At 67.1% G+C, this 24,740-nt stretch carries 14 protein-coding genes; 2 read left to right on the top strand and 12 right to left on the bottom strand.

Annotated features, from left to right (window positions below; translation table 11 throughout):
* Nucleotides 1-45: 45 nt before the first annotated feature.
* From NFL01S_RS00645 to NFL01S_RS00620, 6 genes are all read right to left on the bottom strand, one after another.
* The gene (locus NFL01S_RS00645) at nucleotides 46-1,518 is read right to left on the bottom strand and encodes a condensation domain-containing protein (protein ID WP_062970354.1); all 1,473 of its coding nucleotides are present in this window, start codon (nucleotides 1,516-1,518) and stop codon (nucleotides 46-48) included.
* On the bottom strand, nucleotides 1,515-3,866 hold the full coding sequence (locus tag NFL01S_RS00640) for a penicillin acylase family protein (protein ID WP_063915771.1): 2,352 nt from the start codon (nucleotides 3,864-3,866) through the stop codon (nucleotides 1,515-1,517). Before NFL01S_RS00640 ends, NFL01S_RS00645 begins: the two co-directional genes overlap by 4 nt.
* Nucleotides 3,863-5,695, bottom strand: a complete 1,833-nt coding sequence (locus tag NFL01S_RS00635) for an IucA/IucC family protein (protein WP_062970352.1) — start codon at nucleotides 5,693-5,695, stop codon at nucleotides 3,863-3,865. The genes NFL01S_RS00640 and NFL01S_RS00635 overlap by 4 nt, the downstream gene beginning before the upstream one ends.
* Nucleotides 5,692-9,696, bottom strand: coding sequence for a non-ribosomal peptide synthetase (locus tag NFL01S_RS00630; protein ID WP_062970350.1), 4,005 nt, complete (start codon nucleotides 9,694-9,696; stop codon nucleotides 5,692-5,694). Before NFL01S_RS00630 ends, NFL01S_RS00635 begins: the two co-directional genes overlap by 4 nt.
* Nucleotides 9,697-9,967: 271 nt before the next feature.
* Nucleotides 9,968-11,722 carry an ABC transporter ATP-binding protein gene (locus tag NFL01S_RS00625; RefSeq protein WP_062970348.1) on the bottom strand — a complete coding sequence of 585 codons (1,755 nt, stop codon included), beginning with the start codon at nucleotides 11,720-11,722 and terminating at the stop codon, nucleotides 9,968-9,970.
* Nucleotides 11,719-14,394: an ABC transporter ATP-binding protein/permease gene (locus NFL01S_RS00620; protein WP_062970345.1), complete on the bottom strand. Its 2,676-nt coding sequence runs from the start codon at nucleotides 14,392-14,394 to the stop codon at nucleotides 11,719-11,721. Before NFL01S_RS00620 ends, NFL01S_RS00625 begins: the two co-directional genes overlap by 4 nt.
* Nucleotides 14,395-14,652: 258 nt before the next feature.
* Here NFL01S_RS00620 and NFL01S_RS00615 point away from each other — a divergent pair, with 258 nt between their 5' ends.
* Nucleotides 14,653-15,966 carry a salicylate synthase gene (locus tag NFL01S_RS00615; RefSeq protein WP_062970343.1) on the top strand — a complete coding sequence of 438 codons (1,314 nt, stop codon included), beginning with the start codon at nucleotides 14,653-14,655 and terminating at the stop codon, nucleotides 15,964-15,966.
* A 91-nt stretch (nucleotides 15,967-16,057) separates the two neighbouring features.
* Here NFL01S_RS00615 and NFL01S_RS00610 read toward each other — a convergent pair whose 3' ends face one another.
* From NFL01S_RS00610 to NFL01S_RS00595, 4 genes are all read right to left on the bottom strand, one after another.
* Nucleotides 16,058-17,671: a (2,3-dihydroxybenzoyl)adenylate synthase gene (locus NFL01S_RS00610; RefSeq protein WP_062970402.1), complete on the bottom strand. Its 1,614-nt coding sequence runs from the start codon at nucleotides 17,669-17,671 to the stop codon at nucleotides 16,058-16,060.
* A 324-nt stretch (nucleotides 17,672-17,995) separates the two neighbouring features.
* A complete protein-coding gene (locus tag NFL01S_RS00605; RefSeq protein WP_062970341.1) occupies nucleotides 17,996-18,745 on the bottom strand; it encodes an SDR family NAD(P)-dependent oxidoreductase in 750 nt (249 codons plus the stop codon).
* Nucleotides 18,742-19,764, bottom strand: a complete 1,023-nt coding sequence (locus tag NFL01S_RS00600; RefSeq protein WP_062970339.1) for a phosphotransferase family protein — start codon at nucleotides 19,762-19,764, stop codon at nucleotides 18,742-18,744. Before NFL01S_RS00600 ends, NFL01S_RS00605 begins: the two co-directional genes overlap by 4 nt.
* On the bottom strand, nucleotides 19,761-20,969 hold the full coding sequence (locus tag NFL01S_RS00595; protein ID WP_062970337.1) for an acyl-CoA dehydrogenase family protein: 1,209 nt from the start codon (nucleotides 20,967-20,969) through the stop codon (nucleotides 19,761-19,763). The genes NFL01S_RS00600 and NFL01S_RS00595 overlap by 4 nt, the downstream gene beginning before the upstream one ends.
* Before the next feature lie 132 nt (nucleotides 20,970-21,101).
* Between NFL01S_RS00595 and NFL01S_RS00590 the strand changes: the two genes are divergently transcribed.
* Nucleotides 21,102-22,040, top strand: coding sequence for a TetR-type transcription factor C-terminal domain-containing protein (locus NFL01S_RS00590; protein ID WP_062970400.1), 939 nt, complete (start codon nucleotides 21,102-21,104; stop codon nucleotides 22,038-22,040).
* A gap of 282 nt (nucleotides 22,041-22,322) precedes the next feature.
* On the opposite strand, the gene NFL01S_RS00585 is transcribed toward NFL01S_RS00590, so the two are convergent.
* Both NFL01S_RS00585 and NFL01S_RS00580 read right to left on the bottom strand, forming a co-directional pair.
* Nucleotides 22,323-23,426 carry an acyl-CoA dehydrogenase family protein gene (locus NFL01S_RS00585; RefSeq protein WP_063915766.1) on the bottom strand — a complete coding sequence of 368 codons (1,104 nt, stop codon included), beginning with the start codon at nucleotides 23,424-23,426 and terminating at the stop codon, nucleotides 22,323-22,325.
* Between the two features lie 53 nt (nucleotides 23,427-23,479).
* Nucleotides 23,480-24,739 carry an acyl-CoA dehydrogenase family protein gene (locus NFL01S_RS00580; RefSeq protein ID WP_062970335.1) on the bottom strand — a complete coding sequence of 420 codons (1,260 nt, stop codon included), beginning with the start codon at nucleotides 24,737-24,739 and terminating at the stop codon, nucleotides 23,480-23,482.
* Nucleotide 24,740: the final 1 nt, after the last annotated feature.

Raw genomic sequence — 24,740 nt, 5'->3', positions numbered from 1 at the left:
GTCCGTCCCCACGCGGCGCGGCGAAGCAGTTTTCGACTGCGTGATCTAGGTGCTTGCGGCGGTGGATTCGCGGACGGTCCGAACGAGTTCGTTCAGGGGGCGGTCCAATGCACGTGGCACGGCCGCAACTACTGCGGACACGACAGCGCCCGCAGTGCGGGCGAGATCGGCGCCGACGGCATCCGGCTGATAATCGACCTCCAGGTGGACGCGTTCGTCGGCGCCGCGTTCGAAGGCCAGCGTCAGCGGATAGTTGCCGACGCCGTGAAATACGGATTCGTAGTTCACCGGGCCGCGATCCGATACCGGGATGCCTCGCAGCGGCGCGTTCCGCACGGACGCCATGATCTCGGCAACGGGGAAGCGTCCGCCCGCGGTGCGCAGGGCGGTGAGCACGGTGCCGTAGTCGACAGTGGCGAACTCCATCGCCCGGTACACCACCGAAACCGCCGCGCGCAATGAATCATGCACGTTCGCTGCCGGGTCGAAGCGGAAACGCATCGGGACGATATTGCCGCTGTAGCCGACCCGGTCGGGGCCGTCATCGGGATCACGGTTGTCGGCGGGCACCAGCAGGACGTGGTCGGCGGCGCCGGTGAGTGCGTACACGCTCACGGCGCATACTCCGATGAGAAGTGCGTTGAGGGTGGCGCCGACTTCGCGGGCGACACCGTCCAACGCCCCGATGCCGGCGGGCTCGATCGGTGTTCGGAGGCGGATACCGGCGCCCTCGGCGAGCGGAGCGAGCCAGCTCTGCTCGGCGCTGTCGCCGGGCAGCTCACCCGACAGCGGGTACCGGACGTCGGTGGCCGCCCAGGTGTCCTGGGCGTGCCGCAGTGCCCGATCGATTCCCTCGGGGCTCACGACCGTCGCAGGGCGGGCGGGCCGGCCGATGACGGCAGGCCAGGAACCGGAGACCAGCGTACCCAGCAGCAACGGCCAGGAGGTGTCGTCCACAGCCAGGTGATGGACGACCAGCGTCACCGTGACCGCACCGCGGGCATCCGCGAAGATCCGCGCCCGTAACGGCGGCTCCCGGGTGAGGTCGAACGGTGCCTGCGCCAATGCCTGGGCCGCCGCCCGGATCTGCTCGCGGCCGACCGGTTCGCCGGTAGCTGTCAGTGCGCCGTGCGCCGACAGGGTGCCCCACTCCCAGACGACGCCGGGCTCGACCCAACGGCCGGTGTGCTCGATGGCCTCCCGGCGTGGATCGCCCGCCGCCCCGGTGACGATCACCGAGCTGAGCACCGCCGCATTACGCACCATGACCTCGAACGCGGCGATCACCGAGCCGATCGTATGGGAACCGGTGAAGTCCAGGATCAGGCCGATGTTGTGGGATATCGAGTCCGGGTCGAGCTGGTAGATCTTCCACATCCGGCGTTCGGCGACGGCGAGACCGGCGGTGGACACCGTCTCGGCGGTGGGGGGATCCGCCGCCGGGCCGGCGCCTGCGCCGGCGACCGCAAGGCGCCGGCGCAGGACCTCCAGTCGCGCGTCGGTCAGTAGGTTTGTCATATTTCTTCCTGCTTCGGGCCGATCGGGGACTGCTCAGCCGCCGCGGACAGCGCGAGCCGCAACGTCCCGGCGATCCGGGTGAATTCGTCGCGCCGCGCCGCGGTTTCCCGCAGCGTCGTCCAGTCGCTGACGATGTCGATCAGCTCGCCCTGTGCCCAGAGCGGCGCCTGATCCTCGAACCAGGGGGAACGTGGATCGCCGCTCGCGCCCAGCGGCACGATCCACCGGCTCGCGTCACGGTCGGCCAGGTTCCACGCATAGCGAGCGGCCGATCCGACACCGCAGGCGTGCGAGAAGCCCACTGCACTGCCGTTGGCCATGACGCACTCGGCATCCCCACCCAGCGGTTGTGGTTGCGGGCGGAGCTGCCGTGCGACCTCGGGGTGCTTCGGTGTCGCGCCGACCAGGTCCCATCCGTGGATCGGAGCGAGTACATGCACACTCCCCCAGGCCGGAAGCTGCCCGTCGGCGTCGGCAGCTTCCGCGACGGCGTCGAGTGCGCCGATGACCAGCCGGGTGATATCCACGCCCAGCGCCGCGGCACCGGCGACCACCGATTCCAGTGCGGCCGCAATCCGGGTCTGCACCACGAACCACGGGGTGAAGGTGGCGCCGTACCCGTGCGGTGCGGCGAGCCCGGACAGCGCCGGGTCGGCGGCGACCGCCCGGACCAGATGAGCTCGTACTTCGGCGAACAGGTAGGCGTCGGTACTGCCGGCGTGCATACGGCGGTCCCAGCCCAGCAACCGGCCACGTAGCCGGTCGGCGCCCGGGCTCAACCCGGTCAGCGGCGGTAGCAGGCGCAACACTGCGTCGGCCGCACCGTTGTGCACGTCGGCATGGATACCTTCGCAGTCGGCCACCGTCATGGCCGGTGTGTCCGCGAGAAGCGCATCGATGCGGTCGGCTCGATGGGGTGGCACGGTCTCGGTGGTGGTGGGTTGCAACGAAGCCGTTTCCGGGATGCGCTGGTTGGCGATCACCGAATACGCGGGCACACCCGCATCGAACTGCTCGTCGCGTACCGACTCGGTGACGTACCCGTGCCACTGGTAGCGCTCGTCCCAGCCGGGCACCGGCAGCCAGTAGTTCTCCGGGGCCCGCCGTGGAAACTTCCCGGTGACGTGGTGGATGAGCCGCCCGGTCGCGTCGGCGATGACGATCCGGTTGACGGGCTCGACCCATTGGGCCAGGGCTTGTTCCACATCGCCGGTGGTTTCGGCGAACAGCACATCCAGTGCGGCGTCGAAGGTCATCCCGGGATCGGTGAGCATGGGGGTGCGCAGGCTCACTGCGAACGATGCGTCCGGACCGCCGAATACGACGCCGCCGTTCCCCGTGGTGATGATCTCGAGCTCGAGCGGTTCGCCGTCGCGTACGAGAATCCGCTCGGTTCTGCTCTCGGCCGGGCGACAGCCGGTGGCGGTGTCCGCGAGCACGCCGGCACCGCCCCGGGTGAGCCGTTCGATGTACAGGTCCTGGTAGTCGGCCATCCCGTTGGTGATGCCCCAGGCCACAGTGCCCGCGTGGGCGAAATGCGGCGTACCGGGTACCCCGGCGAAGGCGAAGCCGACAACATCGAATTCCGGTGCCGCCAGATGGAACTGCTGGTAGATGCCGGGGAGTTCCAGGAACCGGTGCGGGTCGCCTGCGATCAACGGTGCACCGGTCGCGGTGCGTGCACCCGCGACGCCCCAGGCATTGCTACCGGACAGGGCATCACCGAACAACGGGATTGCCGAGGCGCTCTGTTCGGAGCCCGCGGGGAATATCGCGAGCAGTTCGGTGAGGAATGCGTCGTCCGGATACTCGGGCACCGTGTCTCCCGCCGGATCCACGCCCTCGCAATCGAACAGGGTCAGCGCGTCACGGCCGAGTGCGCGCACCGCATGCAACCGCCACAGTTTCGTGAGAAAACGGCCGAACAGGATGTGGTGCATGAGGAACACCGCGATCGGCGTCCACGGCTGCCACGATGCCGGACGGTGTGCGAGTTCGGTCAGCTCAGGAGAATCGGCCGCCTCGAGAGTGCTGTTGACGCCATCGGTATAGGCAGCGAGCAGGGATCGGGTGCGCGCCGAAGAGGCCCGGTAGATCCGGCGGGCGGCGCGGTCCATTCCGGCACGGCGGGCGAATGCGTCCCATTCAACGGTGTCCGCACCGAAAACCTCCGCGGTGCGCCCTTCGGCACGCAACCGCAGGAATTCGATCTGCCAGGCGCGGTCGACACCGCACGCATATCCCTGGCCGAAGAGTGCGCCCTCGGCGGAGTCCGCGGTGATATGCGGGATGCCCTGCGCGTCCCGGATGATCTCCAGATCGGGCCGGTTGTCGTCTGCGATGCTCACGCGGCATACACCCCCGGACCGGAGGTCGCCGCGATTGCGGGCCGATGCCGGGCGATCGGGTTCAGCAGCTCGTGATCGTCGTCCACCAGTGTCGAGTACGAGTCGCCGAGGTTCACCATGCGCCGGTTGTCCGACAGCTGCAGGCGATTCAGGTGGATGGCCTTGAAGGTGGGGGCGAACAGATCCCATTTCCGGAAGCGCTCGGCCAGATCCGGATGCCCGGTCTGGAATTCGGCGACACTGTGCGCGACGGTGGCCCAGAAGTCCTCGTCGGCGACGATCCCGTTCTCGTGCAGCAGCAATGCGAGGTGACGCAGGAAATCGTCGAACACATCCGAGAGCACACCCAGATTGCGGATCTCGTCGGCTTCCTCGGTCACCGCCCGGCGGCAGGCCTCCGGGATATCGTCGGGCGCATCGAAGAGGCAGATCTCTTCACCGATGTCCTTGAGGACGGCGCGTACCGGTACCCCGTTGTCGAGTACGAGGATCAGGTTCTCGCCGTGCGGAGAGAACTTGAACTCGTAGCGATAGAGGAGATAGATGATCGGGTGCAGATAAGCCCGCAGATACCGGGCCACCCACTCCTGCGCGGTGAGGCCCGATCTCTGAATGAACGCCCCGGCCAGGGGAATACCGTTGTGGTCGATATGCAACAGGGCGGCCATGGTGGTCAGCTGCTCCTGTTCGGCGACCCGGGACACGGGGCTTTCCCGCCACAGCGCGCTCAGGAGTTTCCGGTACTCCGAACCCGGCCGGGTGATCGCGGTGAGCGTGGTGTTGCGATAGCCGATCGCGGCGACCTCGTAGATCATCTCGAAGCCGATCGAGGCCAGGTAGGGATCGTCGTGGACCCGACTGCGGACCCAGTCGTTGATCAGCGGGGTGGTGCGCATGTAGTCGGCGGACATCCCGCGGGTGAAGCCCATATTGACGATGGACAGCGCCGTTTTCACGTAGTGGCGCGTCGGAACCGTCACGTTGAACAAGGTTCGGATGGACTGCTGCGGCTGGTAGCGATCCGGTCCCGGGCCCACCGGCACGATCCGGCCTTCCGCGATATCGAGCGCGTAGATCCGGGCGATTTTCTCCGCCCACTGCCATGGATGTACCGGCATGTAGTAGTAGGATGCCGGGTCGTACCCGTGCCCGGTGAGCCTGCGATCGAACTCGGCAAGGATGTCCTCGCCGAGTTCGTCGCGAATCAGGTCGTCGTAGTCGATACCCGACATCGCGGCGAAATCGGTGTTCGCACGCAGCACCGCGACCCACTCCAGCGCGAAGCGACCGCCCGATTCCGGCGCGTACCGCCCGATATCGTCGGCACTGAAGCCGAGGCGCCCTGCATTGGCGACGAGGCACGGATGTCCCTCGGTCATCGTCTTCTCGATGGTCTGGAAATCGGCGACCGCCAGTTCCGCCGCCGGGATCCGGCGCGTATCGGGCCGGTCCATACTGATCGAGGCAGTGTTGGTGAGCTCCTCGAGGTATTCGGGTAGAGCGTCGATCGAGATGCCGAGGCTACCGCTCACATCGACGATCAGGTCGATCGCGTCGATACGCAGTTCCTCGCCCTTACGGACCCGCCGCAGCGACGCCGCGTCGATACACCAGCTGTCCAGCGACAGCACCTCGGCGCGGAACCGGTATTCGGTTTCGCGATCGTCGGAATGGACCACATACTCGCCCGGAGACACCTCGGTGGGCCGAACAAAGCGTTCATGACAGAACTCGGCCAGTATCTTCCTGGCGAGCCGGGTGTTGTAGACCTGCCGGTACGAGCAGGCAGGCGCGGGTACCTCGATGGCACCCCGGACATCGATACTCACGACTCGACCTCTCCGGCCATAGTGCGCCCGTTATCGGTCGCCCTGGCGAAATCCGCACGGGTGCAGTAGCTGAGCCGGGCGGTTTTGCCGGATACCGGGAAATCACCGGCAACCCGGAAACCGACGGCGGCATTGAGCCGCTGCACATCGGCGTTGCGTACATCCGGTTCGACCACCACACGACGGGCACCGGCCTCGAAGAAGGCGGTGCGCATGATGTGCACCATGACCGCACCGGTGAAACCGGGCAGTCGCCGTTCACTGCTGGACACCAGCAGATGCATGCCGATATCACCGGTTTCGTACACGTAACCGGTGCCCGGCTGGGCCAGATCACTGGTCAGCGGGTTGTACAACTCGAAGAGGAACTGGCGTTCCCCCTCGAAGTACCCGATGCGCATACCGAAGCGCGGATCCGGGTCGGCGCCGGCATCGCGGATCAGCTTCTCCACATCGGCGAGCGAGCTGTTCAGCATGTCCCAGTAGTGGGATTTGGGGTGGCTGAGCCATCGGTGCACGGATTCCAGATCGCGGTCCACATCGATTCTGCGGGACTGGAAGTGATACGTCGTAGCACCACCGTCACCGGCCTCGGCCCGGACCTGCTCGTCGGACAGTTGCGCCACCTCGAGGAAGATCTCGGCGACCTGCGTGGTCCGCGCACCTTCCAGTTCGATCAGTCGTTCGGCCAGCGCAGCCAGGGTTCGGCGCCGGAAGATATCGGACACCGTCAGGCGCGGCACGTCCAGCCACTGGCGTACCTGAGCGACGAACGCGGTGGCGAGCACGGAATCTCCACCGAGGGCGATGAAATCGTCGGTGACGCCGATCGGGCGGGTACTCAGCAGTTCGCCGAGCACAGTGACCAGCGCGGTCTCGACGGGGGTGCGGGGAGCGACGGATCCCACCCGCCCGGCGCCGGTGACCAGTGTGCCGATGGCGGCGCGATCGTATTTGCCGTTCGAGGTCAGCGGTAGCTCCTCGAGCACGGTGACGGCCCGCGGAATCAGATGGGGCGGCAGCACCTCGGTGAGTGCTTCGCGGATCGCCGGACCGTCCGGACTCGTGGCGGTCACCGCCGCGAGCAGTTCGTTTCCATCGGACCAGGCGACCGCGGCGGTGACGGCGTCCAGGGTCAGCAGGCCGGCCTCGACCTCGCCGAGCTCGACTCGATAACCGCGGATCTTGACCATATGGTCGGCCCGGCCGAGGAAGTCGAGAAAGCCGCCGGGCAGGTAGCGCACCAGATCTCCGGTGCGATACCAGCGGACGCCGTCGTAGTCCACGAATCGGTCGGCGGTGCGCTCCGGGTCGCCCCGGTAGCCGTCGGCCACACCCGCACCGCCGATCCACAACTCGCCGGGGACCAGATCGGGCCGGTCCCGTCCGGCCGGATCGACCGACCGGCAACGCACGCCGCCCAGCGGGACTCCATACGGCACGAAGGCCGCGCCCGCGGGGATATCGCTCGCTTCGCAGATGGTCGAGTGGATCGCGGTCTCGGTGGTGCCACCGAGACCGGCGACGCGGCAGTTCGGCAGCTGCTGCGCGACTCGGTCGAGCAGGGAGGCGGCGACCTTGTCGCCACCCATGATGATCGCCCGCAGCGACTCGGGCAGCGGCGCCAGGTCCAGCAGCATACCCAGGATCGACGGCACACAGTTGAGCACGGTGACAGCGCCGTCGCGCAGCAGCCGGGACCATTCGTCGACCTTGGTGTCCTCGTCGGCACCGGGGACGACCACGGCGCCGCCGACGGCGAGCAGACCGAAGATATCGAAGACGGAGAGATCGAACTCCAGCGACGAGACCAGCAGGCTACGGTCTTCGGGACCGAGACCGTAGCGCCCGGTCAGGTCGGTGAGGGTGGCGACCGCGGCGCGATGGGGTACCTCGACCCCCTTGGGCTGTCCGGTCGAACCCGAGGTGAACAGGATGTAGGCGAGGGCCTCCGGTGAGACCGGCACCGGTTCGGCAGCCGCGGCGGTACGGGCGGCCGCCAGGTCGAGAACCGGGCGCTGCGAATCCGCCCAGCGTGCCGGTAGATCGGTGAGTACGGCGGCGGGGGATGCGACCGCGGCGATCCGTTCTCTGCGTACCCGCGGCTGGGTGGGCGCCATCGGCACATAGGTGGCACCCGCGGTCAGCACACCGAGCGCCGCCAGGATTTGTGCACCGCTCTTCGGTAGGTCGACGATCACGGTGTCGCCCGACCGCACTCCCACGGCGTGCAGGGCGCCCGCAATGCGCCGAGCCTCGACAGCGACTTCCCGGTGCGTCCATGTCCGGGCGTCGGTGATGACGGCGGGAGCATCCGCGCGATGATCGGCCGCGGCCAGGAAGTGCCCGTGCAGAGTCCCGTCGAAAACCTCGGTCGCGGAAAGTGGACGTTCGGTGGCCCGCCGTTGCGCCCGAACCTCATCCGATACCGGATCGGGTGCGGTGCCGTCCCACTCCCCCGCGATCAGCAGGTCCAGCAGCCGAACGTAGTAGTCGAACATCGCCCGCGCGGTCCGGAGTTCGAGGTCGGAAGCGCGGACGTCCCAGTTCAGCAGCAGTCCACCCGAGACCTCGGTGATCTGCGCGTCCAGCAGCACTTGCGGGCCCTGAGAGACAATCCAGGCGGGCTCACCGAGTACGTCGGTGACCGCTTGCGAAAAAAGTTCACCGAGGCCCAGCGCACTGGTGAAAACCACCGGTGACACCACGGGTCCGCCACGCCGGCGGCTCAGTTCGCGCACAACATCCAGACCACCGAAACTGCCGTGCGCGGCCGCGTCGTGCATCGCAGCACGCATCTGTCCGGCCCGCTCGGCCAGAGTCGCGGGCACACGCAGGTCGGCATCGACCACGAGCGAGGAAGTGAAGTCGCCGACCACTTTGTCGACATCGGCATGGTCCATATCCCGGTCGAACAGCGGCACGGTGAGCAGGAATCGCGGGGTTCCCGAGTACGCGCCGACGGCCTCCGCGAAAACGGCCGCCACCGCGGCTGCGGGTGTCACGCCGCGGCGGTGCGCGTGTTCCTCCAGCAGGCGCCGGTCAGCGGCGTCGATGAGGTGATGTAACCGCACGGTGGCGGCATCCCGGCCTGTCCGCTCCTCGTTCACCGGTAGTTCCGGGGGGCCCGGCAGATCGGCGATCTTCTGCTGCCACCAGGCGATATCCTCGGCACGGGCGGTACGTGCGGCGCGCTGGGCCGACAGTTCCGGGTAGGTCACGCCCAGTTCCGGCAGCTCCTCGCCCCGGTAGAGACGCGCCAGATCGTCGACGAGCACGCGATAGCTCATGGCATCGGCGGCAATCATGTCCACATCCAGGTGCACCCGGGAACCGCCCCCGGGGAGCTGGGTCAGTTCGATACGCAGCACCTCGCCGTCCTCGATCGGTAACGCGCGATGCGTACCCTCGGTGCGACGGCGTTCCAGGACCGCGGCGGCGGCCTGCGGAGTTTCCGACGACAGGTCGTGTGCCGCAAAGACATCTGCGTGCTGCCCGATGATCTGCCGGCCGTCGGGCAGCACCCGTATCCGCAGCATCGGATGACGCGCAACCAGAGCCGCCACGGCCGTCCGGAGACGTTCGGGATCGAGCTCGCGGCCATCGAACTCCACGTAGAGGTGGGCGGCCACACCACCGTAGGTGAGGTTCGCGGAGCGACCTATCCAGTACGCGTGCTGCATCGGCGCCAAGGGGAAGGGCTGTTCGATATCGATGGCGAGGGCGGCATCGGGAGTGAGCCCGAACTGCTCCCCGGTATCGCCGGACCGCAGGAGCAGCGACCACGCGCCGATCGTCGGCACGGTGGCGAGCCGGGCGAAATCGATATCCATTCCCCGCTTACGCCACCGGCCGGCCAGACGCATCATGCGCAACGAGTCCAAACCCTGCGTGACCAGGTCGGTATCCAGCTCGAGGGTCTCCGGTGAAATCCCCAGGATCGCTCCCACTTCTGCCCGGATGTCGATATCCGCACCCGCCTCTGGACGAGCAACCACCATGAGACGCCTCTCGAAGATCACCGTACTGCACACTTAGCATACCCTAAGTAATTAGGGCATGCTTACCAATCCCGAGGCGATCGGCCGCCGCACGGAAACCGCTGCACCGCAGGACATCCATGAGCGCCGGCGCGCCGGGGCAACCAAAGGAAGCTTAGCCTAAGCTAAAGCAAACAGAAATGGGATGTATTCAACTTCGCTCGCCTCCCCGGCCCGAACAGGCCGGGGACCACCTACCGTGGATACCCCGCCCGGTGGGTACAGGCGGCCGTCAGGGAGTCCCCACGGCCGCAGGTTCCGCGCCGATCCGCCACCCGGCAGCCGCGTGCTGCTGCGCCCAGAACTCGGCGAAACGACCGTTGGCAGCACGTAATTCGTCGACCGTGCCGTCCTCGACGATCCGGCCGTCGTCCAGGAACAGCACCCGGTCCGCGCCTACGATGGTGGAGAGGCGATGCGTCACCACCACACGGGTTCGCTGCTGCGGGTCGCCGGTGATGGCGGCTACCACCGCGGCCTCGTTCTCTGCATCGAGCGCACTGGTGCCCTCGTCCACGAGCAGCACCGAAGACCGCTTCAGCAGCGCCCGCGCGATCGATACCCGCTGACGTTCACCACCCGACAGCGCCGAACCCGCCTCGCCGACCGGAGTGTCCAGCCCCTCCGGCAGCCGCTGGGCGAACTCGTCGACCCGTGCCAGGCGCAGAGCCTGTGCCAACTGTCCCGGATCGGTCTCCGGGGCGCCCGCCAGGACGTTCTCCCGGATGGTGCCGGCGAACAGGTACGGCTGCTGGAATACCATGCCGGCCACTGCCGGCCGGTCCGTGGCATCGGGAGCACCGAGCTCCACATCGCCGACGGTGACGCTGCCGGACGTGGGCATCTCCAAACCCGATATCAGTGCGAGTAGCGTGCTCTTTCCGGACCCGGAGGGCCCGACCACCGCCGTCACTCTGCCCGCCTCGAACTCGACATCCACATCGTCGAGCACCGGCTCGGCACCATAGGCGAAACGCACTGCACGCAACGTGATCGAAGCCGGCTCATCGGCATCCCGCATCGCCCTGCTGTTCTGCTCGGGTTCGGACGCCTCGACGACGGTGCGGATATCGCGCAGCGCACCACGGCTGGTTTCCAATGCCGTCGCGAGATCACCGAACGTAGCGAACGGTTCCAGGAACCGCACCACCACCACGATCAGCGCAACAGCCTCGGCAATCCCGATCGTGCCCATTACAGCCAGCCACGCGACAGTACCCGCCATCAGCAGGAGCACGAGCTGGCTCGCCAGACCGAACAGCACCTGCCCCGGGACATTCAGCAGCAGCAACCGGGTTGTTGCCCCGTGCTGGGCGGACAATGCCGCACCGGTTTCGTTGCGGGCCGGCTCGGCGCGTCGTGCCGCACGCAGCGCGGCCTGGGTACGCGCGAATTCGAGAATGCGCTCGGTGAGCACACTGTTGGCTTCCCTGGACACCGTGGTGGCGCGCCGGGTGAGCAGGTTGGTCAGCCACAGCGAACCCAGCATCAACGGCAGGGCGAGCAGCGCGACCAGCCCCAGCTGCCAGGCGACCGGCACCAGCGCGACGGCGATCGCGACCGGTAGCGCGACAGCTTGGAACAGCGGCGTCACGAGGTAACCCACCAGGCCCACGAGGTCCGGGCCGGTGGTGGCGATCGCGCGCCGTGTGACGGCCGAGTTGTGCTCCGTGAACCAGCGCAGCGGAATTCGCGCCACCTGTGCCGAAACCGACCGCTGCGCGTTGTCGAGTAGGTGGAATCCGAGGTCGAAACCGATCCTCGAAGTGATCGTGTCCACAACCCAGCCGGCGGCGACGGCGAGAGTCAATGCCCCCACCCACCGCCACGCATCGGCCGGTGTGTCCCCGAACAGTTCCGTGACCAGTGGCACCACCAGGACCACCGCGATTGCCCGCAGGACTACCGAAACCATCAGGAGAGCGAGATATCCGGTGGTCCGGCTGCGCTGTTCGGCCGGCAGCAGGCTCATCATGGTACGGATCATCGGGCGATCTCCTCGACATCGGCGCCGGCATTCCACAGCTGCCGGTAGCGGCCCTCGACGGCGAGGAGTTCGGTGTGCGTACCGGATTCGGCGATCCGTCCACCTTCCAGGACCACGATCCGGTCGGCCTCGGTGATGGTGCGCAGCCGGTGCGCGATCACCAGCACCGTCCGCCCGACGGTCAGCCGGTTGAGCGCCTGCTGAACCAGATACTCCGACTCCGGGTCGGCATACGCGGTGGCCTCGTCCAGCACCAGCACCGGGGTGTCGGCCAGCAGCGCCCGAGCGATGGTGAGCCGCTGCCGTTCACCACCGGACATGGTGCTGTCGGCACCCAGCATCGTGTCGTATCCCTGCGGCATTCGAAGGATTCTGTCGTGGATCTGTGCGTCGCGCGCCGCGCGCTCGACCGCATCGTCGGCGGCGTCCGGTACCGCCAGAGCGATATTCTCCCGCACCGTGCCGCGTACCAGCTGGGTGTCCTGGAAAACGAAGCCGACCTGCGCGTACAGCTCATCCGGCGTCAGCGTCGCGATATCGCGGCCACCCACCCGGATCGCACCGCAACCGACATCGTAGAAACGGGCCAGCAGCGCGGCCAGTGTCGACTTTCCGGCGCCGGAGGGGCCGACCAGTGCGGTGACCGTGCCGGGGTCCAGCGTGAGCGAGACGTTCTCGATCACGGGCGCGCCCGGCCGGTAGCCGAAGCTCACCTCGTCGAACACCACGCGGCCCGGTTCATCGACCGCACCCGCCGGCCCGGACCGCACCTCGAGCTCGTCGGTGTCCAAGACGACCTGGATCTTCTGCGCCGCTTCCCGGCCCTCCCGCAACCCCATCATGCCGTAGCCGATGCCGAGCAGGCGTGAGCCGAATGTCGTGCCCAGGAACAGGAACGGCAACAGATCCACCGGATCCATGCCATCTGCCGCGACCAGCGCGGTACCGGCCACGAGGATCAGCCACAGGAAGGTCACCGGCCGGGTGATCAGGTCCATCGCCGACTTCTTGCCGACGAACGGCCGCTGCCAGCCGTCCAGGAAGGCTATGTACTGATCGAGGCTGCGCCGGAACGGCGACGCAGCCGAACCACCGAATACCCGGATCACCGGCTGACCGTCCATATAGGAGGTCGCCTCGCGCTTCATCCGTTCGCTCCAGCGTTGCGCCTGCATCGTCTTCGGCCCCGATGTCGCCATCATCGTCATCATCGTGAATACGTAGGCCAGGATCGGTATGAGCAGCACCAGCCCCATTCGCCAGTCCACGAAGAACAGGTAGACCAGTACCGCAAGCGGCGCCACCACCGCGGCCACCGCATCGACCACCGCATGCGTGATCAGGTAGTGCAGCGAGAGCGTGTCACCGTTGATCAGCTTGTCCACCTGCCCCGAACTGCGCGCGGTGAACCAGCCCAGCGGCAGCTTCGCCAGCTTGCCGAGCAACCGTCCGCGGAGGTCACGGCTGAACCGTGCGTCGACCGTGTGTAACCACAGCTGCAACGCCGATTCCAGCAAGGCCCCCAGCCCGAACAGTCCCAGCGCCCACAGGCCGAGACGCCACAGCGTGTCGCTTCCACTGCCCGCGAGCAGTTCCCGCGCCAGTTCCACCAGCAGTACATAGGGCGCCAGTTGGATCAGTGTGACGAAGAATTGCAGGAAGCCCGCCACGTAGAGCTTCGTCTTGATGCCGGCGAACAGACGGCTACCCGCCTGAGAGCGCCACCTTCCGGCCCGAACGGATCGCGGATCCCGCGCCGAGCCGTTCGTTGCGACCTGCGCCGCGGGGGCAGATCCGGCATCGAGTGCCTCCGGCGCTGCCTCGTCGGGCACCGTCGATACGGCACCGCCCGAAGCAGTGCCGGCGATCGCACTCTCCGCGGCACCGGCCGGGAGAACGGAGACCGCGGCGGCACGCTCTTCGGCGCTGCGTTCTTTGCCCATCGCCCGGCCGTGCACCCAGTACGCTTGCGCATACACATCGGTCTTGGGGAAGCCGAATTCCTTCACCCGCGCCCGAAGGTGCTTGAGGGCCTTCGATTCCGGCCCCATCCAGGCGTACCAGTTCGACCAATCGCGCACTTCCAGGGCCGCGGCAAGCGCTTCCTCCGAGGTCCGCGGAATCCAATGCACCTGCGCCAGCGGATGATGCACCAGCGGGATCAGCAGATCATCCTCGTGATGCTGTTCCAGGTAGACCTCGACGGCCACCTGATGTGGCACCGCGGCCAGGATCGTATTGATCGCCGGGACAGAGGCCGAATCACCGATCAGCAGATAGCCGGCCGGTAGATCCTCCGATACCGAGAACCCTCGCGACCCGAACGAGGTCACCTCGATCGTCTCACCGCCGGTCACGTTCAACGCCCACGCCGAGGCCGGGCCCGCGGGCTCGTGCAGGACGAAATCTACCGCGAACCTGTCGGCGGTATCCGGGTCGACCTCCGCAATGGTGTACCCGCGCTGGAATTCCGCGTCCGATCCCTTGTTGTCGGGGAACCACATCCGCAGCCACGCCGTCGGTTCGATATCGATATCGGCCAACAACGTCGGCGCAGTCAACCAGACCCGGCGCATCCGCGGTGTCAATTGCTCAGCAGTCGAGACGGTGGCGGTGTGGTACTGAACACCGAAGGCGTTCAGTACCACACCTTGAAATCCTCTGCGCGCCATTGTGGTATACGTCCTCCGATACCGAACTCGTGACCGTTGAGGTCACCTGCCGAACAGTGCGGGCACCAGCGGCGCACCGGCTATCCACCATCGCCTTCTCCCGGTGGAGACACGGTCGACAACTTTGGTTAGCCTACACATACCCACGACACCGAACCAGACCCAAACCAGCGATCTTTCTCCGCCCGCACCGAGAGAGCAAAAGCTAAGGCTATGCTAGCCTAACTTTCCGCGTCGGGTATGACCTTTGGAGGATCGTTGTCGATCACGGATGAGCGCTCGCAGGCGGGCTATGTGACCGATCCGGTGGCGGCGGTGGCGGGGCTGGCGGGGGCCGACCTGTTCGGCGAGTACGTGGTATACGAACGCCCGGGAGAGTGGGTGTTCGCGGCCGACCCGATCGGTACCGTCGAAATGGGCGTCGAGGAGTTGCGCATCGAATGGGGTGGGCGCAGCAGCATCCGCCGATGGACCGGCAGGCCCGCACACACCCTCGATCAGGCACTCCGCGCGCTCCCCCTCGAGGGACGGAACGTCTACGGTTGGGTCGGATTCGAATTCTGCGCCTGGGCCCTGGATGCCACCGCCCATGTGGCTGCGCCCACGACACTGGCACATCTGATGATTCCACGTATCGAGGTGCGGATCGCGATGTCCGGTATCCGGATCTCCGGTGCGACGCCGGACGAGACCCGGGCGATCCACGACCTCGTCGTTGCCGCGCAGAACAGTGCGCTGCCGGTACCGCATCCGGCAGATGTCCGCAGCGATCGGACCGGCTACCGTGAACGAGTTACCCAGGCGGCTGCGGAAATCCGCAACGGCCGGTACCGGAAGGTCATACTCTCGCGGAAGGTCGAGTTGCCCTTCATGGTCGATATACCGGCCACCTACCGGCTGGGCCGCGCACACAACACCCCCGCTCGGTCCTTCCTGCTGCGGCTGGGCGGGCTCGCGGCGGCCGGGTTCAGCCCGGAGCTGGTCGTTTCCGTCGACGACGGCCGGGTGATCACCACCAAACCGATGGCCGGCACCCGCCGCTTCGGGCGCAGCCGGGCGGCCGACCTCGCCGCGCGCGCGGACCTACTCGGCGATCCCAAAGAAATCGCCGAACACGCGATGTCGGTGAACACCTCGTTCACCGAGATCACCGCGATCGCAGTACCCGGCACACCGGCCATCATCGATTTCATGACAGTGCGCGAACGCGGTAGCGTCCAGCACCTCACCTCCACCGTCCGCGGCCTGCTCACCGCCGACCGCACCGGTTGGGACGCCTTGGAAGCCCTGTTCCCGGCCGTCACTGCCGCCGGAATCCCCAAACGCGAAGGGATCGATGCGATCTTCCGGCTCGACCGCGATCCGCGGGGATTGTATTCCGGCGCGGTACTGACCGTTTCCCCCTCCGGCTCACTGGAAGCCACGCTGGTGCTCCGCGCTGTCTACCAAACCCTCCACGGCGCATGGCTGCGCGCCGGAGCGGGGATCATCGAACAATCCACACCCGAGCGCGAATTCGAGGAAACCTGCGAGAAACTCGAAAGTATCGCGCCCTACGTCGTCGCGGCATAACCGAGCAGCGGCACCGGACAGCCGGCGCTCATCTGCGCCGGCCACGGGATCGGCCACCCGACCGGCTGCGCCGGCTCGACCACCTCCTTCGTCACCCCTCGGCGCGCAAGGCCTTCTTGTCGATCTTGCCGACCGCGGTCGTGGGCAGAGCGTCCGCACGACGCAGCACATCGGGAAGCTTGTACGTGGCCACGCCGCGGTCGGTCAGGAATGCCTTGATCTCGGACAGCGCCGGCATCTCACCGGCGACAACCAGGACGGCACAGACCCGCTCACCGAGCGCGGCATCGGGCAGCCCGACGGCGGCAGCATGGCGGACCGCCGGATGAGCGAGCAGGTGCTCCTCGAGCTCGTCGCAGGAGACGTTCTCACCGCCACGGTTGATGACGTCCTTGATACGGCCGGAAACGACCAGATGACCACTGGGCAGGCGGCGCACCAGATCACCGCTGCGATAGTAGCCGTCCGGAGTGAAAGCGCGGCTATTGTGCTCGGGCGCCCGGTAGTAGCCGCGAATCGTATAGGGGCCCTTGGTGAGCAGTTCACCCTCCGCTCCGGGAGCGACGTCGTTGCCGTCACCGTCGACGACACGGATCTCGTCGCCCGGGGACAGCGGCCGCCCCTGGGTGCCGCACACCAACTCGTCCGGATCGTCGAGGCGGGTGAAGTTGAGCAACCCCTCGGCCATACCGAACACCTGCTGCAGCTGTGCCTGGAGTGCAGGCTCGACCTCGCGAGCGTTCACCTCGGCCAGGCGAGCGCCACCGACCTGTAGCAACCGCAGTGAGGACAGATCGGCCTCTTCCCACTCGACTGCCGCACACCACAGTTGGGCAATCGGCGGTACGACCGCGGTCACCGTCACCCTGTTCCGCTCGATCGCGGCGAAGGCAGTTTCCGGACTGGGTTCGGTGACGAAGGCCACCGCACCCCCCACAGCGATCGTGCCCAAGATTCCAGGGCAGGCAAGCGGGAAATTGTGCGCGGCGGGAAGTGCCGCCAGGTACACATCGTCCTCGGACAGTTCACAGACGTGCGCACTCGCGGTCGCGTTGTAGACATAATCGTCATGGGTGCGGGCGATCAGCTTCGGCAGCCCGGTGGTGCCCCCGGAAACCAGCATGAGCGCGATATCGCCCGGATCTATCTCGGGTAGTGAAGCACCCTCGCACGGCACGGAATTCAGGCCGACGAACGGGCCGGGGTCACCGAGCACCAGGACGTGCCGCAACGACGGCACTGCCGCGCGAACCTCGGCGGCCAACTCCCGGTAGTCGAAGTCACCCATCCTGTCCGCGACGATATAGCCGACCGCTTCGGAAACCCGGGCCAGATGTTCGATCTCGCTACGCCGATGGGCGGGCAAGGTGAGCACCGGAATGATCCCGGCCCGCAACAGCCCGAACAATACCGGCACGAACTCGGCCACATTCGGCAACTGCACCACGACCCGGTCCCCCGGCGCGATCCCGAGCGCCCGGAACCCGTGCGCCAGCCGATCGGCCTCCGCGTCGAGCGTCGCGTAACTATGTCCGTCGGTGCCGAGCAGTGCGGTCCGATGCGGGTACCGCCGCGCGGTCTCACGCAGCAGCTCACCGAGCGAGCGTCCTTGCCAGTAACCCGCGCTACGGTATTCCGCGGCCTCCTCGCCGGGAAAGGGCACGTAGCCTTCGCGATGGGTGGTGGAGGTGGCAGGGGGAGTCACGATACGCCTCTCAGGTACGAACACGGGAGCCTCTGGGGAGGTTCGGGATTCGACGACCACCGGCCCTCGGAGGTCCACCTGCCCGGCGAATATCGTCGGCGCAGGTCATCGGCCACCTCCTGACGCGGGCAGCGCCGGGGTGCCGGTCACCACCGGATCGCTCACCACCACTTCCGCCCCACTGTTCCGCACGGCCATTACCGGACCCCGACCTCCGTCACTTGCGATCTGCTTAGGCTAAGCTAACACTCTGCTCCGGGTCATGGGCGGCCAGCTCGAAATCGGACGCACTGTGGAGGTGTGTCCCGGCCGGAAGCAGTCGCGTTATGCGTGGTAGCCGTCGGTTCCGGCGCGCGATATGACGATATTCGGTACGACCGCACGCGAGGACAACCGCAGCAGCGCGTCGACCATCTCGACCACGTCGTTCACAGCCAGCATCCGGTCGGGCGGGATACGGTCGTGGATCCATGCGCTCATCTCGGTGTCCACATAGCCGGGTGCGATGCTGGTGGCCGTGACCCCGTTGGGCGATTCTTCGGCGTTCAAGGTCGTAATCAGCGAGATGAGCGCCGCCTTGGCCGCGCCGTACACCGCCAATCCGGCCTCGGCGTATACCCCTGCCATCGAGGCGAGTGCGATCACCTTCGCGCCGCGGCCGGGGTCGGCCGCCGCGCCTGCCCGCAGCATCGGCAGAGCACCCTGGATGAGTAGCACGGGTGCGCGCAGATTCACGGCCAGGGTTTTGTCGAAACGACGCATCGAGGCGTCGGCGAGTGCGCCGGCGGTACCGACTCCCGCATTGAGGACCAGCGCGGACATCGTGTCGAAACGCTCCGCATGCGCGCCCAGCACTCGCTCGATACCGTCACCGTCGGCCATATCCGCGGCCACCGTCACGATATCGGCGGCGCCGGACACGCGCAGCTCGGCGGCGACCGCGGCGAGTCGCTCGGTATCGCGAGCGGTGAGTGTCAGCGCGTAGCCCTGCCGGGCGAGCAGTGTCGAGATACCCAGGCCGATACCACGGGTTGCACCGCTGACGAGCGCGGTTTTCGTGGTGCCGCCGGTCATTTCCCGTCTCCCTTCAATGCCCGCAGCCCGGCCGCCATGAACTCCGGGGTGGCTTCGGCCGCCCGCCCGGCGGCCGAACCTGCGTCCGAACCGTGCCGAGCCCGGTGGGTGATCCCTTCGGCGATCACACCGAGTTTGAAATTGGCGAGGGCGAGGTAGAAGCCCCAGTTGCCGAGGTCGCGACCCGAGGCGGTGGCGTAGGCCTGGGCGAGCGCGTCGGGTGCAGGCACCCGGTCGCTGGTCCAGGCGGCGCGGGAGCCGAGGACCAGGTCGAACACAGGCGAGCGGTATACGCACATCAGCGCGGCATCGGTGAGCGGATCGCCGAGGGTGGACAGTTCCCAGTCGACCACGGCGCGCACCTGGCCGGGGTCGGCCGCGCCGAGGATGGTGTTGTCGATACGGAAGTCGCCGTGCACGATCGAGGCCGCCGATTCCGCGGGTACCGCGTCCACCAGCGCCGCGTACAGGGCGGCGACGTCGGTGAGTTCGCGGGTTGTGACCCGCTCCCACTGCGACGCCCACAAATTCACCTGACGGGTGAGAAATCCTGCGGGCCGGCCGAACTTCGCCAAACCCACCGCCGCGGGATCCACCGCGTGCAGCTCGGCGAGTACCCGCACCAACTCCGCAACGGCAGCGCGCACCTGCTCGTCACTGAGCGCGGCGAGATCGTCCTGGTCGCGGATCACGGTGCCGTCGACGAATTCGACGACTGTCATCGGCGCGCCCAGCGCGGTGCCTTCCGCATCGAACGCGATCGTTTTCGCGACAGGTACCGCAGAGGCCTGGAGCGCGTCGGTCACCGTGTATTCGCGGGCCATATCGTGGGCCGACGGGGTGAGGCCCGATACCGGTGGGCGGCGGACCACCCACCGCGATACATCGTCGGCTGCGGTGAAGGTCAGATTCGACCGGCCACCGCTGATCAGTTCCACGCGCAGGTCACCGCGCACCTCGATACCCTGCTCGCGCAGGAACCGCTCGAGCGCGGCGACATCCATACCCGGTAGGTTCATTCGCTGTCCCGCAGTGCCCGTTTGGCGGCACCGACCGTGCGTTTGGCGATCGCCCACCGATGCACCTCCGAAGGTCCGTCGTAGATACGGAACGGGCGCACCTCACGCGAGAGCCGCGCCAGCGGCAGGTCACCGGACACCCCGAGACCACCGCACATCTGCATACTGCGATCGACGATCCGGAAGATCGCTTCGGCCGCGTAGGTCTTCGCGATCGAGGTGGCGTTACCGGCGGATTCGCCACGGTCGAGTTCCCAGCAGGCGCGGGTGAGCAGTGCGCGGGTGGCGGCGATATCGATTTCGTTGTCGGCGACCATTTTCTGGACCATCCCGAGATCGCCGAGTTTCGCACCGAATCCTTCGCGCCGTGCCACCTGGGCCACCGCCACATCGTGCCCGCGGCGCGCGGCGCCGAGCCACCGCATCACATGCGTCATGCGGGCCGGGCCGAGGCGCACCTGCGCGTATTCGAAACCCCGGTCCACCTCGCCCAGGACCGCCGAGTCCGGGACCAGTAGATCCTCGAATAACACCTCGCAATGGCCGCCGACCATCGACCGGTCCAGCGTGTCGAGATGACGTCCCACCCGGATCCCCGGGGTATCGGCCGGAGCCAGGAACATCGTCGCACCGCCCCGCGCCCCCGGCTCACCCGAGGTGCGCGCCATGATGATGAAGAAACCGGCACCGTCTGCGCCGGTGATGAACAACTTGGTCCCGTTGATCCGCCAGCCGCCCTCGGACCGCACCGCGCGCGTCGACAGCGCGGAAGGATCCGATCCGGCGCCGGGAGCCGGCTCGGTCATCGCAAACGCCGAACGCATATCGCCGTGCGCGAGCGGAGCGAGATACTGCGCTTTCTGCTCCGGGTTCGCGATATGCGCGAGCATATGCACATTGCCTTCGTCCGGCGCGGCGATATTCAGCGCCGTCGGCCCGAACAGGGAATACCCGGCTTCCTCGAAGACCGGCGCCCGGTCCGACATTCCCAGACCGTGCCCGCCGTACTCGACCGGCGCGTGCGGGGCGAACACTCCCGCCTCCTGGGCCGCCTGTTGCAATTCCACCCGGAACGTGTCCCCACCCGCCGCGGCGATATCACCGTCGTGCGCGTCCTCCAGGGGAACGACATGTTCACGGACGAAGCTGCGGGTCCGATCGACGAGGGCTTGCACCTCGCCGGGAAGGGACAGATCGATCGCCACGGGCCGGCTCCTCTATCTCGTTTGCCGAACGATCGCTCGGCCACCACCATGCAAGCAGGGTGACATGACTTGGACGACGCTGTCAATCGCAGGTCAGTGCACCATGGCGACCGTTCAGATATGCTGAACACCATGCGTGACGCGAACCGGGATCGGCACAGCGCGGGAGCCAGAGTGCGGCAAGCCAGGATCGCGGCAGGCCTATCGCTGCGGGCGACCGCACAACAGCTGAGGGTCAGCCCCGCCACCCTCAGCGCCGTGGAGAACGGTAAAACCGGCATATCCATTCCGCGACTACACGCGCTGGCGACCGTTCTCGGTACCACCGTGTCCTGGCTGGTCGGCGAACACGAATCGCTCACCGGCGGAAATCTCCGACCGCGCGAAAGGCTCGAGTCTCCGGCCGAACCGGGCACCGAGTCGCCCAACGCGTGGCGGAAGTTCCCGTCACTGGATATCGACCCGGTACTCGCCGGGGCGATCTCCGCCTTCGTAGAAACCGGCTACCACGGTGCGACCATGCGTTCGATCGCGCGCCGCGCCGGCATGAGCGTGCCCGGCGTCTACCACCATTACCGCGACAAACAACATCTGCTGGTACGAGCGCTCGACCTGACCATGGACGAATTGCACTGGCGGGTCCGCGCGGCACGCCGCGACGCGGACACCGGACGAGGCCGCGTATCCCACGTCGTCGAAGCGCTCGCCCTCTTCCACACCCACCACCGCGAACTCGCCTTCATCGGAGCAAGCGAAATGCGCAGCCTGACCCAGGACAATCGGCGACGGATCACCAATTCCCGCAACGAACTCCAGTACATCCTCGACGAGGACATCGACACCGCCCTGAACGAGGAGAATCTGCCGACCGCCCGGGCCCGGATCGCGGGCCGCGCCATCACGACGATGTGCACCTCGCTACCCCAATGGTTCCGTCTCGACGGACCCGCGACGCCGGAGCAGATCGCTGCCGAGTACGCCGGCTTCGCCCTCGACCTGCTCGGGATTCGGGTGCGTGGATCCGACGCCATCGTCCGGGGAGACCGCGGGCTCGAGGGGTTTCCGGCCTGATCGGCAACGGTATGCCGTTCGATGCCACGACGCTCGCAGATGCTATCAGCCCGCCTCACGAGCCGACAACGGAATTTCCCGGACAGGGCTACGGCAACTTGTCGACGGCCCGGGGTGTGCTCCGCAGGTACCTGCGGCGAGGACCCCTGCTTCCGCAGCCACCGGCTGCAACTCTCGATTTACCCCGGCGTCGGCGGAACTGGGCAGAGCCGAAGAGCCGTCCTCGGCCCCTGTAGCCCGGGCTGTCGTCCGCTCACTCGAGCAGATCGTCGGGAACGCGGATCAGATGCCGACGAGATCGGCCAGCAGATCGGTGTGGTGGGCGTGGTCGCCGAACAGAGGTTCGGTGGCCTTGGCCCGGCGGAAGTACAGATGCGGGTCCGCTTCCCAGGTGAACCCGATACCGCCGTGGATCTGGATGTTCTGCGATGCGCACAGCGTCAGGCATTCCGCCGCTTGCGATTTCGCCATCACCGCGACGCGGGGGAATTCCTCGTTATCCGATTCGGCGCACATCGATGCGTACATCACCGTCGCCTGCGCCGCATCGATCGCGATCGCCATATCGGCGCATTTGTGCTTGATCGCCTGGAACGAGCCGATCGGGCGGTTGAACTGAACACGTTGTTTGGCGTGGGCCACCGCCATCTCCAGCACGGCCTCGGCCGCGCCGAGGGCCTCGTTCGCGAGCAGCGTACGCACCAGATCGACGACGCGGCCGATCGATTCCGGATCCGACCCCAGCAGCGCGGCGGGGCTATCGGTCAGCTCGACTGTCGATACGGGCCGGGTCGGGTCCAGTGACGGCTGGGCGGTGACGCGCACACCGGACGCCCCTGATTCGACGGCGTACAGACCCACCGTATCTCCGACTGGTGTCAGCGCGGGCACCACCAGCAGGTCGGCCACGTGACCGAAGGCGACGTAGTCGAGCCGGCCGGTGAGCAGCGGGGCGGAGGGATCCCCGGTGGCGCGTACCTGCGCGGCGGCGACCGTGGTGTCCTTTGCTCCGCTGAGCGCGAGGGAACCGATTGCGCTGCCGTCGAGGAGTTTCGGCAGCAGCGCACGATGTTGCTCGGCACTGCCGAGCCGTAGGACGGCCTCGATGGCGCCGGTGGTGGTCAGCATCGGCACCGGGGTGAGCCCGCGGCCCAGTTCCTGGGCCACGATCGCGGTTTCGAGGACACTGAATCCGCCTCCGCCGAACTCCTCGGCGATATGCAGGGCCGGGATCCCCATATTCGAGGTCAGCAGCTGCCAGGTCTCGGCGTCGTAGGTGCCGTGTTCGGCGACCTCGCGCACGCGGGTCATCGGGGCACGTTCGGACAGGAGACGGCGCAGCGAGCTCCGGAACTCCTCCTGGTCGGAGTCGAAAGCGAAGTACACGGTGTAACTTTCCGTTCTTCCGTTCCGCCACGGTGATGGCGGAAAGCAGCGAGTCAGGCGCTCTTACGGCGTCCGATGTCCTGGAAGGGGCCGCCGTCGAGGCGAGGCTCCTTCGGCAACCCGAGCAGTTGTTCGCCGATGATGTTGCGCTGGATCTGCGAACTACCGCCGTAGATCGTGGCGGCGCGAGCGTAGAGGGCGATATCGGTCCAGCAGCGCGACGAATTGTCGGCGCCCGGGTTGGGGGTCACCAGCATGCCGTCGTTGCCGCCGCCGGTCGGGGTGAGTACCTCGAGGCCGAGGATCTGCATTCCGACCTCGGTGAGCCGCTGGAAGAATTCGCTCCAGATCACTTTGGAGAAGGACCCGTCCACGCCGTAGGAACCACCGTTGAGAAGTTTGGTGAGCGCGCGGTAGCCGCGGAAGCGCATGGTCTGCACCCGCGACCAGCACCAGGCGAGTTCGGCGCGGATTCGCGGATCGGAGGTGAGACCGCGTTCGCGAGCCAGCTCGATGAGCCGTTCGACCTCGCGGCCGAAGCGGACGGCATCGGTGGTGGCGCGCACCCCGCGCTCGAAACCGAGCAGGGTGTTGGCCGTGTTCCACCCACCGTTCACCCCGCCGAGGACATAGGAGGCCGGCGTCCGGGCGTCGGTGAAGAACACCTCGCTGAATGCGACATAGCCCGCCGCGTTGACGATCGGGCGTACCTCGACCCCGGGCTGGTCCATCGGAACCAGCAGGAACGACAGCCCCTTGTGTTTTGCCACCGTCGGATCGGTCCGGGCGATCACGAAGATCCAATTGGCCCGGTGGCCCTGGGAAGTCCAGGTCTTCTGGCCGTTGATCACCCATTCGTCACCCTCGAGGACTGCGCGGGCCCGCATCCCGGCGAGGTCCGAACCGGCTTCGGGTTCCGAATAGCCTTGACACCAGACGTGTTCGCCGGACAGCACGCGGGGCAGGAAGTACTGCTTCTGCTCCTCGGTCCCGAGCACGGTCATGGTGTTGCCGAGCAGTTTGATGCCGAGGGTGTCGTTTTCGGTACCGTCCGGTACGCCGAGCCGCATCAGCTCCTCGTTCAGCACCACCTGCTCGATACTCGACAGCCCGGCCCCGCCGTACTCCTGCGGCCAGGAGACGGCGAGCAGATCATTGTCGGAGAGCACTGTGCGCCAGCTCGTCAGGAATTCGTCCTGTTCGGATTCCGACAGCGCCCCGATACCGCGCCACCCCTGCGGCAGTTTCGATTCGAGCAGCGCACGGATCTTTCCGCGGTACGCCTCTGCTTCGGCGGGATAGATGATATCCATG

It is taken from the genome of Nocardia flavorosea NBRC 108225 (assembly GCF_001613385.1).
In the GTDB taxonomy this organism is placed as follows: Bacteria; Actinomycetota; Actinomycetes; order Mycobacteriales; family Mycobacteriaceae; genus Nocardia; species Nocardia flavorosea.
The sequence above is the reverse complement of the archived record's forward strand: the minus strand, read 5'-3'. Positions and strand labels throughout refer to the sequence as shown.